We start from the raw sequence: 17,366 nt of genomic DNA, 5'->3' as shown, positions 1-17,366 counted from the left end.
CCCATTGATATTGAATAATCCTTACAGTAGGTTGTCGAATTCTACCAGCACCGGACAATGATCGGAGTGCTCAGCTTCGTTCATTTGCCGGGCTGCACGCAAATTCTCACGCAAGTTGTTGCTCACTGATTGATAGTCGATGCGCCAGCCCTTGTTGTTTTTGCGGGCACCGGCCCGGAAGCTCCACCAGCTGTATTCAACTTTGTCGGGATTTAAAAAACGGAAGGCATCGGTAAACCCGCTGTCGAACCATTTGCTGAGCCATTCCCTTTCTTCGGGCAAAAAACCGGAGGAGTTTTTGTTGCCTTTTGGGTCGTGGATGTCACGCTCAGTGTGGGCAATGTTGTAGTCGCCTACGATGATGAGTTTTTTGCGCTCCTGCTGTAATTCGTGCGCCCAACGGAAAAAGTCTTCCAGGAAAATCATCTTGAAATCCTGGCGCACATCTCCCGTAGTGCCGGATGGAAAATAGCAGTTGAGCACGGTGAGGTCGCCGAAGTCGCTGCGCAGGATACGCCCTTCGTCGTCGTATTTGGAAATCCCACACCCAGTGATGACCTGATCGGGCTCGTGTTTGCTGAAGGTTGCTACGCCGCTGTAGCCTTTCTTTTGCGCTGAATGCCAGTGCACGTGGTAGCCCAGATCGCCAATAGGGGAGAGGTCGACCTGGTCCGGACTGGCTTTGGTTTCTTGCACACAGATGATGTCGAATTGGTGTTCGCGCAGCCATTCGGCCCAGCCCTTGGTGAGGGCGGCGCGGATGCCATTGAGGTTGTAGGAAACGAGTTTCATAGATGTTGGTGTTCCGACGGATAAATCCATGGTTTTTCCACGAATTAAGCCATGGTTTTCCCACGGCTAAAGCCATGGGGTGGTTTTGTATGGTTGCCTCCCACGGATAAATCCGTGGGTTGGCTAGATTTTACAAGGATTTTAGGGGCAGCGCGACAACACACCCACACTATCACACGTATACTTCATACCCATTTTTAGCCGTACAATTCCGTGATGATCTGGCGTTTGTCGTAGCCGATTTTGTCGAACAGATTGAGGACGGCTTCGTCCACCATATTCTGCCAGCCACAAAGGTAAAATTTTACGTCAGAACGTAAAGTGGCGTATTCATTTAGGTAAAAAGAATGGACATAGCCTGCTTGAACTTCAAAGGGGAATTGGGCGGGATCAAGGTCTGGCTCCCGCGAAAGGGCAACGGAGAAGCGGAAGTTGGGCAATTGTTTTTGCAATTCAATAAACTCTTCCTGATAGAGGATACCTTCAGCGTGGCGGGTCCCAAAGATCAGGTGCAACTTGCGATGGGGAATATTTTTTTGCTGAATGTACTGCAACATGCTGCGAAAGGGGGCAACACCTGTACCTGTACAAACCATGACCATGTCGTGATCAATGGTTTCTGGCAGTACAAAACCACCATCGGGGCCTTTAAACCGCAAGGTCGATCCAACTTGCACATCATCGAACAAATACTCGGTAGCCTTACCTCCGTCCAAACGCACAATACAAAACTCCAGCTGGTTGCTTTCAGCCGGGGCACTGGCAATGGAATAGCTGCGCCAACGTTGCAAGCGTTTGTCACCAATTGGCAAGTCCATGGTCACAAATTGGCCGGGCTTGAAGGTAAAAGCTTCTACATTGGGAATTTCTACCCAAAAACGGCGGGTATTTGGGCTGGCGGTTTGGATGTTGATGACGTTGGCGTCGTACCAGGTGGTCGGCATTGTTCAGTTTATTTCTTTACAAAACTGCGTAAAGGTAAAGTTTGTTTAGATTGTTTCTAAATAAAATCAAAGAATCATTTCCTTATAACTCAGAATGACTTCAAATCCTTTTTCCTGGAAATAAGCTTTGGCTACTGTGGAGTCCCGCTCACTCGTCACCAACACAAAGTCTCCTCCCCATGCCCCCAATGACTTCACCACCCCCCAATAGTCATTAAAATAAAGGTCTTGTGCTCGGGGCAATTCCAACATGCTACTAACAATTTCTTCATGCTGAAGCATCAATCTTTCAAATGCTTTGAGTGAATCGCAGACTGCCACATCCAGCGTCAGTTGATTGATTGCGGTCAAGGATGCTTTTACCTTCTCCCCCAAAGCCCGGTACCGCTGAATGCCCTCCCGACTATTCTGCTTTTTACCCAAATACACAAAGTACAGTTGATCGGCAAAAGCTGGTTGAAAAGCTACAGGTTCTGCACTTTGATTTTGATAAATGATCGGGCCTTTTGCCAGTGCACAGGCCAGGTCGTAACCTGAACCTCCAAAGGTTTTGGCCAACAAAACATAAGGGTCAACTTGGGCCAAATGCGCCACAAAACTGATCAGTGTAGAACTGCTGCCCAGTCCCCAGTGTCTTGAAAAATCCAGTTGAGTGGCAATAGCACATCCAGCCAATTCATTCAAAGTTATACTGGATAATGAGAATGCTTGCTCCAAAACCTCGATCAGACGTTGGGCAGTTTCGGTGTGTTCGCCAGATACAAGCTCCAGGCTGGGAATTGCAAGAGTAGCCTCGAACCAACAAGTACCATCGGCGTCATAACTCTGCCAGGTCAATTCGTCTGGCCTTCTAGGTGTAATTTTGAAATGTTGCCCCAAACGCGTTGGCAATGCCAGTGCCATCGCTCCATCCAGTACAAAATACTCTCCGGTCAGCAGCAATTTGCCTTTTGCATGGTACTCAGTTCCAGTGAATGATGACATCTGCATTTACATTGCATTCATTGCGGGTTTGGCTTTTTCCTCTTCCCGGCGATCTAAAAACTCACGCACGGCCGAGAACGAAACCACCCGATCCTGGAAGTATTCTACTGCGGCGGCACAATCATCGGCATCACCGCCCAAATGGTTGAGGATGTTCATCAGGTGCATTTTCATATGCCCTTTTTGAATGCCAGTGGTCACAAGTGAGCGCACTGCAGCAAAGTTTTGCGCCAGGCCAGTGGCGGCGATGATGGACATCAATTCTGGGGCAGAAGGCTGGCCCAGAATTTCCAGGGAAAGGTTAGCCAGCGGGTGCAACTTGGTCAGACCACCTACGGTGCCGAGTGCAATGGGTAAGTCCAGCCAAAATGTAAATACCCCGTTTTCAACCTGGCAATGGCTCAAACTCCGGTATTGCCCATCCCGGGCGGCATAGGTGTGCCCGCAAGCTTCGGTTGCCCGGAAATCGTTGCCAGTGGCGATGACTACGGCATCTACACCATTGTAAATGCCCTTGTTGTGCGTGGTAGCTCGGTAAGGGTCGATTTCGGCAATCCGAATGGCTTTGGCAAATTTTTCGGCAAAGCCCAGCCCATCCAAATTTATGCAAGCATCATCCAATTGTTCTACCGAGCAACTTACCTCGGCACGGACGATACAATCGGGCGTATAGTTGGATAAGATGGCCATGATGACCTCTACTTCCCGTTCACTTGCACTCAAACTCGTTTGGGAGCTGATGAAATGTTGCAAACTACGGCCAAATTCTTCCAAAACTGAGTTGATGAAATTGGCCCCCATGGAGTCACAAGTTTGAAAGCCGACCTTTAACTGGTAATAATCAGCTTCCAGGTGGCTCATGTCCTGCAACTCAATAGACGAAATGCCACCACCGCGTTTTTCCATGTTGCTGGTGATGTGCCGAACGTCGTTGAGTAAAGTGTGAGAAAGCGCTGGCATCAGTGCCTGGAATTTGGCACTGTCCCCTTTCCAACTGAAGTGCAGTTGGCCTAGTTTGGTAGTGCCCAATACGTTGGTTTTGAAGCCACCTTTGTTCAACCAAAATTTGGCAGCACTGGCTGCAGCCGCCACTACGGAACTTTCCTCGATGACCATTGGCACCGCATACATTTGCCCATCCACTAAAAAATTGGGGGCAATGCCATAGGGGAAAACAAAATTGCTGAGGGTGTTTTCACTGAACCCATCCAGGATGTGCTGGATTTCAGCATCTTCATGCCAAAAACTGCGGAGCGACGCCATAGTAGCGCTTTCATCAGTTGAAAAGTTTTTCGCCAGCCACTGAATTTTTTCTGCTTTGCTCAGCTTATGGAGCCCCGATATTGATTTTTCCTGCATCCTTGTGTTATCTGACCTTTAAAAATGCGCGTGCCAATTCCAGTCCTTCGATCTGTGCTGCAATATAAGTATGCAAAGTTGCATATTCACCTTGCGCGTATTTCAAAAAACCAGAAGCTTGCCCATAAATCGCAGGCATTTTTACCTTATTGATGAGGTAATATCCATCTAAAAAATTTTGAATGCCACCGGAAATGATCACTGCCGGGCACTTGACACGATCTCCCAATTCTGCAATCAATTGATTGACAAAACCGACCATTTCAACTGCGTTATGGCCTACATTGGCCAATTGCCCATAAATCAATTGCTTTTCCTCTGAGTCGCGCAGCAATTCAAGTTTGGCAAAATTGGTTCCTCCAGCCGCAGCAAAATCAACTGCGGCTAAGGGAAGCTGCAAAAGTGCCTTCAAACTCTCAACTCCCATGCCTTGGCCTACTTCTTTGACGATGATTGGGGCCTTAAGGTATTCCAAAATAGTTTCAATGGTCTGTAAAGGAGGGTGAGAAAAACGGTCGCCTTCAGGCTGGAGCCATTCCTGGAGTGGGTTTACGTGAATGATCAAGCCATCTGCTGCAAGTTTTTCGAGCAAAATGTTGATGCGGTACAATTCATTGTTTGTGATAAGTTGTTCCAACTGCGCTATGCCAAGGTTGGCGAAGAGGGGTTGTCCCTTCATTAAGGGTTTGACCGCAAAATCGTTTAATCTATCATCACTGTACAACAATTGACGACAAGAACCCAAGCCCATCCCCATCCCAAATTCACCACATGCTCTGGCCAGATTGTGATTGATGGTATTGGCCATAGCGGTTCCCCCTGTCATGCTCGATACCCACAAAGGGGTACGGAAAGTATGTCCTAGAAAGTTGAAAGCTGGCCAGGAGCCTGCTTGTGGATGTGCATTGAACAATGGTTCGTAGTAGAATCGGGCATCCAACTCCCCTGAATTTACCTGAGAGCGGAAAGCCAGTTGGATATGATCACGCTTTCGCTCAGCCGCAGTGGGGTCCTCCTCGGTTGGGGTTAAAATGACGGTTTTGTTTGGCTCCTTCATCAAAAGCAAATATTCATCCTGCAAAATTAAAGAATTAGGGCAATTATTTTGCCCCACTGCTTAAGTGTTATGCGGATGCAATGACGTAAAATCAATTTCGGGAGTGAAACAAGAAGTGCGGTGGAAAGTTTTCCAGGTAGAAAAGAAAGAAAAAAAGGAGAAGAAAATAATTTTTACCTAATTTTGACAAATACGAAAAAGTGGAAGACAAGTCCGAACAAATATCTTGCTTGAGTAGCTGTATGTTCGGACTTGGAGCTTCCTGCTCAAAATTAGAAACGCTTATTTACATAGAGGTAATCGCAATGTTGGTGGTGGAACAACTAAAAGCGCCCCACAAAAAATAATTACAAACGCACCATTGTGTGATTGTGACACAATGATAAGAATAATTATCTTTGTGTCCAAATCACACTAAGTTTTTTTTCTAACTTTTTTCAAATGGAGAAATTTATTACGGTACTACAAGACATCAAAACCCTGTTTAATCGATCTTTGAGCGAATTATCCATAGATTGTGTGGTTTTTGGTTTTCATGACGAACAGCTTAAAGTGCTCTTGTTGAGGGCGAAAGGTTCGGACTCCTGGATGTTGCCCGGGGGCTGGATTTTGAAAACTGAACACCTCGAAGATGCTGCTTATCGGATTTTGAAAGAAAGAACTGGTTTAGATTCTATCTTCCTCCAACAGTTTTACACCTTTGGGGCAAACAACCGCTACAATGGCAAAGAAATTATGGCCCGTTTGGGCTTACCGCAGGAACATAATTTTTTTCCCGAAAGAGCTGTTTCGGTTGGCTATTATGCGCTGGTAGAATATTCTTTGGTAGAGCCCCAAATGGACTTTATGACCGAAGAATGCCATTGGTGGGATGTCCAAGACGTTCCCGAACTGCTTTTTGACCACAATGAGATTGTTTCAAAAGCTTTAAAAGCCTTACGCAAGCAATTTGACCACGAAGCTTTAGGTTTTAACTTATTGCCGGAAAAATTCACCTTAATAGAATTGCAAAGATTGTATGAGACCATCCTTGGTTTGGAAAAAGACAAACTGGATCGGCGAAATTTTCAGAAAAAAATGTTGAGTTACAGTTTTTTGGAACGCCTGGAGGAACGCAAAACAGGAGGTGCCCATAAAGCACCTTACTTGTATCGGTTTAATCCAGAAAAATATGCAGACTATCTGCGTGAAAATGAATCCTGATTAACCTCGTTTTCGCCTTTGGCGAATGTAGAACATTCCCAGAAAGAACCCAATCAAGGTCAATAACTCGCTTTGATTGCTTTCTTCGTACAATTCAATTTCTCCACTTTCCTGCACAAAACGAAACAGGTACTTGTATTCAATCGAGATTGGGTCGTTGTCAGTACCTGGTAAGTCATGAATAAGCTGCCAGCGAGTCTGGAAAACACTTTTGTTTTTCCAAAAATAAACCTCTCCACTGTTCAGGTTTATGGTCGATTTTCCAAATACCCCTAATTTAATGGTACCCAGGGGTTCATGGTCCTCATCCGAAATCAGTACCTTTTGTATAAATACCCCCTGCAAGGTAAAATTGACCACCACTCCATTTAACTCGGACTGAATCTTTTTGCCAAAAGTGGAGAACTCCATTTTTCCCATGTAATGGCCAGTTTCATCAACAAATTGGTAACCTCTTTTAAAAGCATTGGCCATCCATTTTAAGCGGGAAGGGAAAGGGTAATGGTACAACATTGGGCAAGGGTATTTGAACCTCAAAGGACACTGGGCCAATGCTAAAAAAAGAATCCCACCGGTTGGGTTAGGTTCATCCGGTGGGTTGGTCTCAAGTGTTTTTGAGGCGTATGTCAAGAAGGAAAATTCATGTTTGAAGTTTTAAAGATAACATTTTTCACAAAACAAGGGAAAAAAGCAATCGAAAATCCGCTACTTCCGGCAATTAAGTACGTCTAATAATGGTATTTGGTTAATTTTTTCAAAAACTACCAAAAAAAAGCCATTGGAAATTGCATTCCATGTTGTGAACTCCTACTTTTGCTTCCGCAATGAAAGAACTGACTTTACATATAACTTTTACGCCTTACCGTCGTTGTTTTACACGTCGCCCTTAGGGGGCGCGACTATTTTTCTATACCCACCGGGGTAGGATGTACTTCCCTACCAAATACTACCAGAACTTTATCTGCCCAATTGAATGTGATTGATGATCAATTACAGGGGTGTCACCAGCACTTTCACCAAAAGATCATCACCTCAATATACGAGCCTTTATTTACATAAGCTCACTTGGCCAGAACGGGGCCTTTTTGAGCTGCTTTTCGGTTATTTTATCGTCCGTAGCGCTGCTACGCACTCAAAAATAAGCCTCAATCAGCTCAAAAAGGCCTCCGTTCTGACTCAAGCAGCTTAAGTAAATAAAGGCTACAGATTTGTGCGTGTTCTTTTGTTTTGTTCACCCAAATCCAGGCCTTAAAAACCTGTAAAACCATTAATGACTGAAATGGAATTTATCGTTGAGGTAGCCCAACCCGAGCATGAAAAGTATGCTGAAGCCATCTGCAATGAAATGCGTGAATCTGCCAAGGCCCGCGGTACCGGTATTGCTGAACGCAAGCCAGAGTACATCGTGAAAAAAATTCAGGAGGGCAAAGCCGTAATCGCTTTGCAAGGAGACAATTTTGCTGGCTTCTGTTACATCGAAACCTGGAGCCACGGTAAATATGTAGCCAACTCGGGTTTGATCGTTGCTCCTGATTACCGCCGTTTTGGGCTGGCTACCCGCATCAAAGAACGCATTTTCAAATTGTCGCGCGACAAATACCCGGATGCCCGCATTTTTGGGATTACGACCAGCCTCGCGGTTATGAAAATTAACTCCTCGCTGGGGTACGAGCCAGTTACTTTTTCGGAGCTGACTCAAGAAGAGGCCTTTTGGGCGGGCTGCAAAAGTTGCCCCAATTACGATATTTTGGAGCGCAACCAACGCCGCATGTGCCTGTGTACTGCTATGCTTGCGCCTTCCAAAAATGAATTGGAGCAAATGAAACACGATTTATCTGACCTAATTGTTGTTGCAAATGTCTAATCATAAAGTTGTACTAGCCTACAGTGGTGGGCTGGACACCTCGTTTTGTATCCTGCATCTTACCAGAGACAAAGGATTGGAAGTACATGCCCTGACCGTAGATACCGGGGGCTTTAGTGCCGAACAATTGAAAACCATGGAAGAACGCGCCCTCGCTTTGGGTGCAAAAAGTTTCCGGGTAGCCAATGCCTTACAGGATTATTACGACCAATGTATTCGGTACATGGTATTTGGCAATGTTTTGCGCAATAATACCTACCCCTTGTCGGTAAGTGCAGAGCGGATGTTCCAAGCCATCGAAACTGCCAAATATGCTCAAGAAATCGGGGCAGGCGCAGTTGCACATGGTAGCACTGGAGCTGGCAATGACCAGGTGCGTTTTGATTTGGCGTTCAATGTATTGGGGCAAAATTTGGAAATCATCACCCCCATTCGCGACTTACAGCTTTCCCGTCAGGCGGAGATCGATTACCTGATTGAGCATGGGTACAACTGGAACTGGGAAAAAGCGAAATACTCCATCAATCAAGGCATTTGGGGAACCAGTGTCGGCGGTGCCGAAACCTTGACTTCACAAAAAGCCCTACCAGAGGAAGCTTATCCTACTCAATTGAGTGAAAAGGAGCCTAGTGTGGTAGAGTTGCAATTTGAAAAAGGGGAATTGCAGGTCGTCAATGGCCAAACCTATGCCCATTCTACCGAGGCCATCCAGGCCTTGAGTAAGCTGGCCGGGCCATACGCCATTGGCCGCGACATCCACGTAGGTGATACCATCATTGGCATCAAAGGCCGGGTGGGATTTGAAGCAGCAGCACCACTGATCATCATTAAGGCACACCACTTGTTGGAAAAACATACCCTCACCAAGTGGCAACAATATTGGAAAGATCAAATGGGCAACTGGTATGGCATGATGCTACACGAGGCCCAATTCCTCGATCCAGTGATGCGCAACATCGAAACCTTCTTGCTCGATACTCAGGAACACGTATCTGGCAAGGTTTGGGTAAAACTGATGCCTTACCGCTTCGAACTCCAGGGCATCGAATCGCCCAACGATCTGATGAACTCAGCCTTCGGCCACTACGGTGAGATGAACAAGGGCTGGAGTGGAGATGATGTGAAGGGGTTCACGAAGATTTTGGGCAACCAGACGAAGATATTTCACTCTATTCATGGGAAAGGTTGAGAAAGTTGAGGAAGGTTGAGGCTACCGCAGCGACTTAGACAAGATCTGTGTTCAAGTCGCTCGCGGTAGCCTCAACCTTCCTCAACCTCGCTTAACCTCCTCAACCTTCTCAACCATGCTAAAAGTAGGCATCATCGGCGGCGGCGGTTATACCGCAGGCGAACTCATTCGTATACTGCAATACCACCCTGAAGTAGAAATCAGCTTTGTACAAAGTGCCAGTCAGGCTGGTAAATATGTACACGACACCCACGACGACCTCATCGGTGAATGCGATCTGAAATTCAGCGCAGAACTGTCTACTGATGTCGATGCCCTGTTTTTGTGTATGGGGCACGGGCAGTCGCCAGCTTTTATGGCGCAAAACAACATTCCTGATAAGGTCGCTGTGATCGATTTGGGCAATGATTACCGGCTTGAGGAGAGCTGGGTATATGGTTTGCCGGAGTTGAACCGGGCTGCGATCCAGCAAAGCAAACGCATCGCCAATCCGGGTTGCTTTGCCACGGCTATTCAGTTGGGCTTGTTGCCCCTCGCTCAGGAGGGCTTATTAGGCGAGGATGTACATATCAACGCCATTACAGGGTCGACAGGCGCGGGTCAGGCACCTAGCCCAAACACCCACTTTAGCTGGCGTGCCAGCAACCTTTCGGTGTACAAGGCCTTTAATCACCAGCATCTTGCTGAAATCCGACGAAGTCTCGTTCAGGCACAAACCAACTTTGTTGGCGATTTGAATTTTATCCCTCTGCGGGGAGATTTCACCCGAGGCATTTTTGCTACGCTTTACCTCGAATGTGACCTGAACGAAACAGAATTGCATGCGCTCTATAGCCAGACTTATGCAACAGAGCCTTTTACGCATGTAACAACTGCCAATCCACACCTCAAGCAGGTTGTCAATACCAACAAGTGCCTGGTGCACGTGGAAAAACACGGTAACAAGGCCTTCATCATCAGTGCCATTGACAACCTCACTAAAGGGGCCTCCGGGCAGGCTGTGCAAAACCTGAATCTGATTTTTGGGTTGCCAGAAAAAACTGGATTGAACCTGAAATCGCTGGCGTTTTAATCCCCGCCACCCCACGGGAATCCCACGATTTAAATCGTGGGTTAAATCCGTGGGAGGCCATAACACTGCCTCACCCCATGACTTTAGTCGTGGGCATATGGGCGGCCAAAGCAACATCAATGAAACTCTTCGACGTATATCCACTTTACAACCTCAAGCCCGTCAAAGGACAGGGCAACTACGTATACGATGAAAAAGGCCAGGCTTACCTAGACCTATACGGCGGCCACGCAGTGATCTCGATCGGCCACGCCCATCCACATTACGTAGCAAAATTGACGGAGCAACTCAATTCCCTTGGGTTTTACTCCAACTCCATCCAGAACGACTTGCAAATTGAGCTGGCGCAAAAACTGGGTGCCCTCTCTGGATGTGACCAATACAACCTCTTTTTGTGCAACTCCGGAGCCGAAGCCAACGAGAATGCCCTCAAAATGGCCTCTTTCCACAATGGTCGTACCAAAATACTCGCCTTCAAAAAAGGCTTCCACGGGCGGACTTCTGCCGCAGTAAACGTGACCGACAGCCCTTACATCCAGGCCCCCATCAACAAAACTTTCCCCGTTGAACTCGTAGCCTGGAATGATTTGGAAGCGGTACAAAAAAGCCTTTCCAAGGGCGATGTGGCGGCAGTGATTATTGAAGGCATCCAGGGCATTGGTGGCATTCATGTACCTGATCCTCATTTGTTGCAGGAGTTGCAGGTGCTGTGTCACAAGCACGATACAGTACTCATCCTGGATGAAATCCAGTCGGGATATGGCCGTAGTGGTCAGTTTTTTGCCTTTCAACACGTACCCGGAATTGAGCCTGATCTGATCACAATTGCCAAAGGAATGGGCAATGGTTTTCCGGTTGGGGGTGTACTGATCCACCCAAAATTTCAGGCCAAACATGGCCTGCTAGGCACTACTTTTGGTGGTAGCCACCTGGCTTGCGCTGCCTCAATCGCGGTGCTGGATGTGATGTACCAGGAAAGACTGGTACAAAATGCCGCTGAAGTGGGCAATTATTTACTGGATGAATTGGCAAAAGTGGAATTAATTAAAGAAATTCGTGGGGAAGGCCTGATGGTCGGGATGGAATTTGATTTCAACACTGCCGAGCTCCGCAAAAGTCTCTTGTTCGACGAAAAGGTGTTTGTGGGTTCTTCCTCCAATCCCAATGTCATTCGTTTGTTGCCAGCGCTTTGCCTAGGCATCAAGGAAGTAGACCTATTTATGGAAAAACTCGATCAGGCCCTGAATAAATTGGAGCTTGAATAACCCAAGCATTAAGAACTTAATATGAAAAACTTCACATCCGCAAAAGACGCAAGCGACCTGGCTGGACTGGTTCAACTAGCCCGCGAAATCAAGGCTGACCCTTTCAAATACCGCGATGCAGGTAAGGACAAAACCATGGGTTTGTTGTTCTTCAACCCGAGTTTGCGCACCCGCCTGAGTACCGAAAAAGCGGCGCTCAACCTGGGTATGCAGGTGATCAGCATGAACGCCGATCAGGGTTGGACCCTGGAGTTTGAAGAGGGTGCCATCATGAACGCGGGCAGCGCCGAGCACGTCAAGGAGGCAGCAGCGGTGGTGAGTCAATACGCCGACATCATCGGCATCCGCACTTTCCCGGGTTTGAAAGATCGGGAGAAGGATTATTCGGAGCAGGTGATCGAAGCCTTTAAACGTTATGCCAGTGCTCCGATTATTAGTTTGGAGTCGGCTACGCGCCACCCTTTGCAGTCTTTAGCGGATGTGATTACCATAGAAGAATTTAAAAAGAAAGACCGCCCGAAAGTGGTGCTGAGTTGGGCACCCCACGTGCGGGCGCTCCCACAAGCGGTTCCGAACTCTTTTGTGGAATGGATGAAAATTGCCAATGTTGATCTGGTCGTGACCAACCCCGAAGGGTATGAACTAGCTGATGAATTTATGGAAGGTGTCCATTTGGAGTACGACCAAAAAAAGGCTTTTGAAGGTGCTGATTTTGTTTACGCCAAAAACTGGTCGTCCTACCGCGAATACGGCCAAATTCTGAATCAAGATCCTGCCTGGACGATTACCCAGGACAAACTGGTCAATTGGGCCAACGACGCCCGCTTTATGCATTGCCTGCCCGTACGCCGCAATGTAGTGGTGGAAGATGCGGTGCTGGATGGACCGAATTCGATTGTGATCTCCCAGGCGAATAATCGGACTTGGGCGGCGCAGGCGGTGGTGAAGCAGGTGTTGGAGGGGCTGTGATACAAAAAAAGCCAACCGGATTCCTCCGATTGGCTCCCCTCAACTTGTTTTCACAAGCAAGAATGTGTCTTCGCTCTTATTTGCTAGCCACCAGATTCACTTCCAGTTCAAACTCATCGTAGATCAGCTTGTCGCCCAAATCAGGGAAGAACTTGCCGGAACGGAACTTGATGTCGTAATCGGTACGGTCCAACTTGATGGTTGCCTTACCAGTTGCTTTGCCACCAACCATGGTCAAGTTAGCATCAAAAGTGATTGATTTGGTGATTTTCTTGATGGTCATGTCACCAACCACAGTGTAGTTACCCGCTTTATCTTTAGCTGTAACTTTTGTTGCTTTGAAAGTAGCACTTGGGTGCTTGTCCACTGCAAAAAAGTCGTCATTGGTCAAGTGTCCACGCAAACGCTCGTTGCCACCACCGTCTTCTACAGTAAGCGCAGCCATGTTGACTTCAAAGCTAGCCCCAACCAATTTGTTTTTGTTGATTTCCAGCGTTCCTACTTTAATCGGAACTTTACCAAAATGTTTGCCAGTAACTTTTGCTGCAGTCCATTTTACGGTACTAGCGCTAGTATCTACTTTGTAAACAACTACTGCATTGCTGGCTGGATTGGTAAACGCCAAGCCCATAAAAGCTGCGCAGAGTAGGAGAAAAGTCAGATGCTTCATTGAAATCTGTTTTAATGAATGAGACAATAGTGTTTTAGTGTCCGATTATGTGTGGGAAATGCAATACTTCCCATACAACTCCATCAAATGTAAGGTTGCCTGTGAAGGAAAAAAAATAATCACGGGCGCTTTGCAGATTATTAACAACTTACATCGAAATACTGGAGATTTACGCTATTTGTAAATTTAGATTAGGGAGAGCACAATACTCTCCCCGTCTAAATTAACAATCATATTTAACCAATACTATCATTTTTGACGATTGTTGCGGCCACCACCGCCACCACCTTGCATTCCGCCGCCGTTGCCACCACCATTGTTGCCGCCGTTGTTGTCTTCACCTTGTTTCAGGTCGTCATTTTCAACTGACTTGGCTTTTTTACGTGGTGCATCGAAACTCATTTTGCCAATGCGATAGTTGAAGTTCACCCGGAAACCCCGATTTAGTCTTTGGGTATCCATCAATTGAGTAAACGTTGGTGAACTCAATTCTGTTTTCATCCGAATCCCTTTAGTCAGGAAGTTTTCCGCACCGAAGCCAAGGCTCCCTTTTTTATTCTTAAAGTCTTTACGAATGCCCAGAGAGTACATTCCAAAGCCTGCCTGGCGCCCTTGCAATTGCACCTGGGAACCCCGCATGAAGCTGAAACCCTGGATGCCCCAGCCTTTAGGCAAGTTAATTTGAGTAGACAAACGACCATTGATATTGACGCCCTCGTTGGTGACTATCTCCGACAAACCATCCACGCCAGTAGTACGGCCTTCCATAAAGGCATACACGATGTCGACACCACCATTGATGCTCCATTTTGGGGTGATTTGGAAATTACCAAACAGGTTGGTTCCCCATGCTCTTTGTACTCCTACGTTTTCAAAAGTAGTGATCACAGCTCCCGCCAAAGTATCGGATGGTTTGCGGATTTGTGAGATGGCGTTGTCGGTGATGCGACGGAAAACCGAGAAGTTCATGTAGGTTTTATTGATGTTGCCACTCAATCCCAATTCAAAATTATCGGTCAATTCAGGGCTCAAACCAGGGTTACCTACTGTGATGTTTTGGGGGTTGGCTGCATTGAAGTTGGGGTTCAACTGCTGCAAACCTGGTCTTTGAATCCGGCGGTTGTAACCAGCCTTAACTATAAACCCGCTCTTGAGGTTTTTTGAAACATTCACACTAGGTACGAAGTTGCTGTAAGCAGGCAAGTCAATGCTGCCATTTTCAACCGTTTGTGCATTGATGTCGGTGTACTCATAACGGCCCCCCAATTTGAAGGTGTACTTGTTCTTGGTTTGTAAGGTATAGGCGAGATAACCCGCGGCCACATTTTGCTGATAATCCAATGCACCAGCTGGGCGGTTTGGATCGATGGTGTAGTTGCCAGAAGTTCCTTGTGCCAGGAAGTAGCTGTAGTCACTATCTACATCCCTCAGGATGGTTTTACCCCCAAATTCCACCAGTTGGCGATCACCAATTGGGGTTTGATAATCAGTTTGGAAGGTTGTTTCCTGATTCAGGTTGCCGTTCAGGTTGCGGATTCTGCTGAGCAGGTTGATTTCATCTTCGGCAAAAACATCCGAATCGAAATTGTTGGTCAGGTCATTGCGGCTATACTGAGCAGACATACTCCATTCGCGCCGAGGCTTGAACGTACGCAGGTAGTCGATGTTGAAATCGATGGAGCCCGAATTGTTCTTGCTGTCCACTTTGCGGAAGGAGCTGGATTTCAACAGTTGATTTTCGAACGAAGAAATAGCGATGTCCTGTTCATTATTGAAATTGCGGGCGCCTAAGCGGGCGCTGGCTGAAAGGGATTGATTTTTGGAAATGTCGTAATCCCAGGACAAGTTATAGCTGCCAAAACCGCCACGGTCAAACGATTCTACATCTTGCAATGTACGAATGCTTGCGCTGGGAGTAATGGTGGTTTGTTCCAAAGTAGAGAGGGCCGGATTGTAAAACAAACGGCCGTGCCCTCCCAGATTAAAGCCCATTTTACCTTTTCTATAGCTGCCGTTCAAACCCAAATTGGAACTACGGTTACCGGTGCCAATGTCTACATTGAGGGTCAAACCTTGCAGCGTATTTTTCTTTGTGACGATGTTGATGATCCCGCCAGATCCTTCTGCATCATAACGTGCAGATGGAGAAGTAATGACTTCTACCGTTTTGATCATGTCAGCAGGGATTTGTTTGAGGGCATCAGCAACGCTGGCCGCCATAATGGTGGATGGCTTGTTGTTGATCAGTACCCGTACATTGGAGCTTCCGCGGAGTGATACGTTTCCATCCAAATCTACGGAAAGCATTGGAACCTTACGCAATACTTCAGATGCGTCACCACCTTTGGAGGTTACATCCTTTTCAGCGTTATAAACAGTACGGTCTACTTTTTCTTCGATCAAGGCAGTAGTCCCAACAATTTCTACTTCTTTCAAAGTGCTGACACTTTGTGAAAAACTGACATTGCCTAGGTTCTTGGTGTCATTTTTGGTCAGTCGCAAATCATTTATTGCTTTGTCGCGATAACCAATAAAAGAAATTACCAAACGGTAATCACCTGTCGCAATCCCATTGATTTCAAATTTTCCTTTGTCATCAGAGGTTGTTCCATCAACGGGTGTATTAGAATTCTTCAGGTACAAAGCAACCGTTGCAAATTCTACGGGTTGTTTGCTCAAGGAATCGATTACCACACCGAGGATTTTGTTGTTGCCTTTTGGCGCAGTATTCAGCGCTGGTGCTTCATTGCCAGGCATTGGTGGGCGGTTGCCGCCAGGAGGTGTTTGTTGGCCGATTGCCATCACTGCCCAAAATAGAGCCACGAACAGTGGTAAAAATGTGCTTATTTTTTTCATTGTTTGTCGGTTTGCAATCTGACTTTAGATTGCCTGATTTCATGACACAAAGTAACGGTGAAAAAAACTGTCGTGTAGAAGCATTCGATGATTCGGCTACTTCATTCTACAGGTCGGAAAGGTGATCGACAAAAAGGCCAGGATTAAATGTGAATTAGCATTTTTATCCTACAAATCGGCACAATTTGACTACCGTTTGCTCATTCGATTACCAGAGATGATGCGCTGTTGCTTGGATTTGAAGCGCAATACCTCTTCTTCTCGTTTAGCCAGGTGCTTTGTTGATCGTCCCTGGACCCGCGCCCTCCATTTTTTCCAGTTGTTTGGGTGCATTTCGAATTTCATCAACTCGATGACTTCTTTTTCACTCAAACCAAATTGTGCTGTAATGGCATCGAAAGGGGTACGGTCTTCCCAGGCCATTTCGATGATTCGGTCGATGTCGGCGCTTTGCAGTTGATATTTTTCAATGATTTTCATACCTAAAATTCAGCCAAGTAATTGTGTGGTTTTATAACTTTCTGCTCGTAAGAAGGTTTATATTCTTACGAAAATAAAATGATGAAAGATGATTTCGAAAAAAATTGAAGCGGCATTGAACGAACAAATTGCACTGGAAGCTTATGCCTCCTTTTTATACCTGGCAATGGCTTCGTGGTGTGACAAAGAAGGATTGGAAGGTTGCGCCCAGTTTATGCATCGCCAATCCGACGAAGAGCGGGCCCACATGTTGCGGATTTACAGCTATTTGAGCGAAACGGATGGTTTTGCACTTACTCCAGCTATCGCTCAGGCGCCACATGAGTTTGAGTCGGTTCAGGCCATGTTCGAAAAAGTATACGCCCATGAACAAAAAGTGACCCAGTCCATCAACGACTTGATCAGTTTGAGCTATGCTGAAAAAGACCACTCTACCCTCAATTTTTTGCAGTGGTATGTGGAGGAGCAGCGGGAAGAGGAAGCCTTGATGCGCACCATCCTGAATAAAATCCGCTTGATTGGTAATGGCCCTCAAAGCTTGTACTACATTGATAAGGAAGTGGATAAATTCAATAAAGCGGCGCTGGCGGCAGAATCTACTGAAGAAGGGCAGTAGGCACATTCAATTTGCCGAACGCCGCTAAAGCGACGTTTTTAGCACA

16 protein-coding genes are annotated in these 17,366 nt (G+C 46.6%); 7 read left to right on the top strand and 9 right to left on the bottom strand.

All coding sequences use genetic code 11. The features are described from left to right. Positions 1 to 21: 21 nt before the first annotated feature. The 5 genes from SFV55_RS29105 to SFV55_RS29085 all read right to left on the bottom strand — a co-directional run bounded on the left by SFV55_RS29105 (position 22) and on the right by SFV55_RS29085 (position 5,136). Complete coding sequence (locus tag SFV55_RS29105) at positions 22 to 792, bottom strand: exodeoxyribonuclease III (protein WP_320033118.1); 771 nt, start codon at positions 790 to 792, stop codon at positions 22 to 24. Between the two features lie 197 nt (positions 793 to 989). Next, the gene (locus SFV55_RS29100; RefSeq protein ID WP_320033117.1) at positions 990 to 1,736 is read right to left on the bottom strand and encodes an FAD-dependent oxidoreductase; all 747 of its coding nucleotides are present in this window, start codon (positions 1,734 to 1,736) and stop codon (positions 990 to 992) included. 66 nt (positions 1,737 to 1,802) lie between these two features. Further along, the gene (locus tag SFV55_RS29095) at positions 1,803 to 2,720 is read right to left on the bottom strand and encodes a GYDIA family GHMP kinase (RefSeq protein WP_320033116.1); all 918 of its coding nucleotides are present in this window, start codon (positions 2,718 to 2,720) and stop codon (positions 1,803 to 1,805) included. A gap of 6 nt (positions 2,721 to 2,726) precedes the next feature. Continuing rightward, positions 2,727 to 4,079 carry a hydroxymethylglutaryl-CoA reductase gene (locus tag SFV55_RS29090; protein WP_320033115.1) on the bottom strand — a complete coding sequence of 451 codons (1,353 nt, stop codon included), beginning with the start codon at positions 4,077 to 4,079 and terminating at the stop codon, positions 2,727 to 2,729. Positions 4,080 to 4,086: 7 nt separating this feature from the next. Next, complete coding sequence (locus SFV55_RS29085; protein ID WP_320033114.1) at positions 4,087 to 5,136, bottom strand: isopentenyl-diphosphate delta-isomerase; 1,050 nt, start codon at positions 5,134 to 5,136, stop codon at positions 4,087 to 4,089. Between the two features lie 441 nt (positions 5,137 to 5,577). Here SFV55_RS29085 and SFV55_RS29080 point away from each other — a divergent pair, with 441 nt between their 5' ends. Further along, positions 5,578 to 6,339 carry an NUDIX hydrolase gene (locus tag SFV55_RS29080; protein ID WP_320033113.1) on the top strand — a complete coding sequence of 254 codons (762 nt, stop codon included), beginning with the start codon at positions 5,578 to 5,580 and terminating at the stop codon, positions 6,337 to 6,339. Here the strand turns inward: SFV55_RS29080 and SFV55_RS29075 are convergent, their stop codons facing one another. Continuing rightward, the gene (locus tag SFV55_RS29075; protein WP_320033112.1) at positions 6,340 to 6,852 is read right to left on the bottom strand and encodes a hypothetical protein; all 513 of its coding nucleotides are present in this window, start codon (positions 6,850 to 6,852) and stop codon (positions 6,340 to 6,342) included. It lies immediately after the preceding gene. A 766-nt stretch (positions 6,853 to 7,618) separates the two neighbouring features. On the opposite strand from SFV55_RS29075, the gene SFV55_RS29070 reads away from it, so the two are divergent. From SFV55_RS29070 to SFV55_RS29050, 5 genes are all read left to right on the top strand, one after another. Next, positions 7,619 to 8,203, top strand: coding sequence for a GNAT family N-acetyltransferase (locus SFV55_RS29070; RefSeq protein WP_320033111.1), 585 nt, complete (start codon positions 7,619 to 7,621; stop codon positions 8,201 to 8,203). Beyond that, positions 8,196 to 9,392 carry an argininosuccinate synthase gene (locus SFV55_RS29065; protein WP_320033110.1) on the top strand — a complete coding sequence of 399 codons (1,197 nt, stop codon included), beginning with the start codon at positions 8,196 to 8,198 and terminating at the stop codon, positions 9,390 to 9,392. Before SFV55_RS29070 ends, SFV55_RS29065 begins: the two co-directional genes overlap by 8 nt. Positions 9,393 to 9,507: 115 nt before the next feature. Further along, positions 9,508 to 10,464, top strand: coding sequence for an N-acetyl-gamma-glutamyl-phosphate reductase (gene argC / locus SFV55_RS29060; RefSeq protein ID WP_320033109.1), 957 nt, complete (start codon positions 9,508 to 9,510; stop codon positions 10,462 to 10,464). Positions 10,465 to 10,583: 119 nt separating this feature from the next. Next, on the top strand, positions 10,584 to 11,729 hold the full coding sequence (locus SFV55_RS29055) for an aspartate aminotransferase family protein (protein ID WP_320033108.1): 1,146 nt from the start codon (positions 10,584 to 10,586) through the stop codon (positions 11,727 to 11,729). 21 nt (positions 11,730 to 11,750) lie between these two features. Beyond that, positions 11,751 to 12,698, top strand: coding sequence for an N-acetylornithine carbamoyltransferase (locus SFV55_RS29050; protein WP_320033107.1), 948 nt, complete (start codon positions 11,751 to 11,753; stop codon positions 12,696 to 12,698). A gap of 76 nt (positions 12,699 to 12,774) precedes the next feature. Here SFV55_RS29050 and SFV55_RS29045 read toward each other — a convergent pair whose 3' ends face one another. The 3 genes from SFV55_RS29045 to SFV55_RS29035 all read right to left on the bottom strand — a co-directional run bounded on the left by SFV55_RS29045 (position 12,775) and on the right by SFV55_RS29035 (position 16,704). Next, positions 12,775 to 13,368, bottom strand: a complete 594-nt coding sequence (locus SFV55_RS29045; protein WP_320033106.1) for a YceI family protein — start codon at positions 13,366 to 13,368, stop codon at positions 12,775 to 12,777. 249 nt (positions 13,369 to 13,617) lie between these two features. Then, entirely contained in the window at positions 13,618 to 16,224 is a 2,607-nt protein-coding gene (locus SFV55_RS29040) for an outer membrane beta-barrel family protein (RefSeq protein ID WP_320033105.1), read from the bottom strand. Between the two features lie 189 nt (positions 16,225 to 16,413). Beyond that, on the bottom strand, positions 16,414 to 16,704 hold the full coding sequence (locus SFV55_RS29035) for a TIGR03643 family protein (protein WP_320033104.1): 291 nt from the start codon (positions 16,702 to 16,704) through the stop codon (positions 16,414 to 16,416). Positions 16,705 to 16,792: 88 nt separating this feature from the next. Between SFV55_RS29035 and SFV55_RS29030 the strand changes: the two genes are divergently transcribed. Continuing rightward, on the top strand, positions 16,793 to 17,320 hold the full coding sequence (locus SFV55_RS29030; RefSeq protein ID WP_320033103.1) for a ferritin: 528 nt from the start codon (positions 16,793 to 16,795) through the stop codon (positions 17,318 to 17,320). Positions 17,321 to 17,366: the final 46 nt, after the last annotated feature.

Source organism: Haliscomenobacter sp., assembly GCF_033763495.1.
Lineage (GTDB): Bacteria > Bacteroidota > Bacteroidia > Chitinophagales > Saprospiraceae > Haliscomenobacter.
The sequence above is the reverse complement of the archived record's forward strand: the minus strand, read 5'-3'. Positions and strand labels throughout refer to the sequence as shown.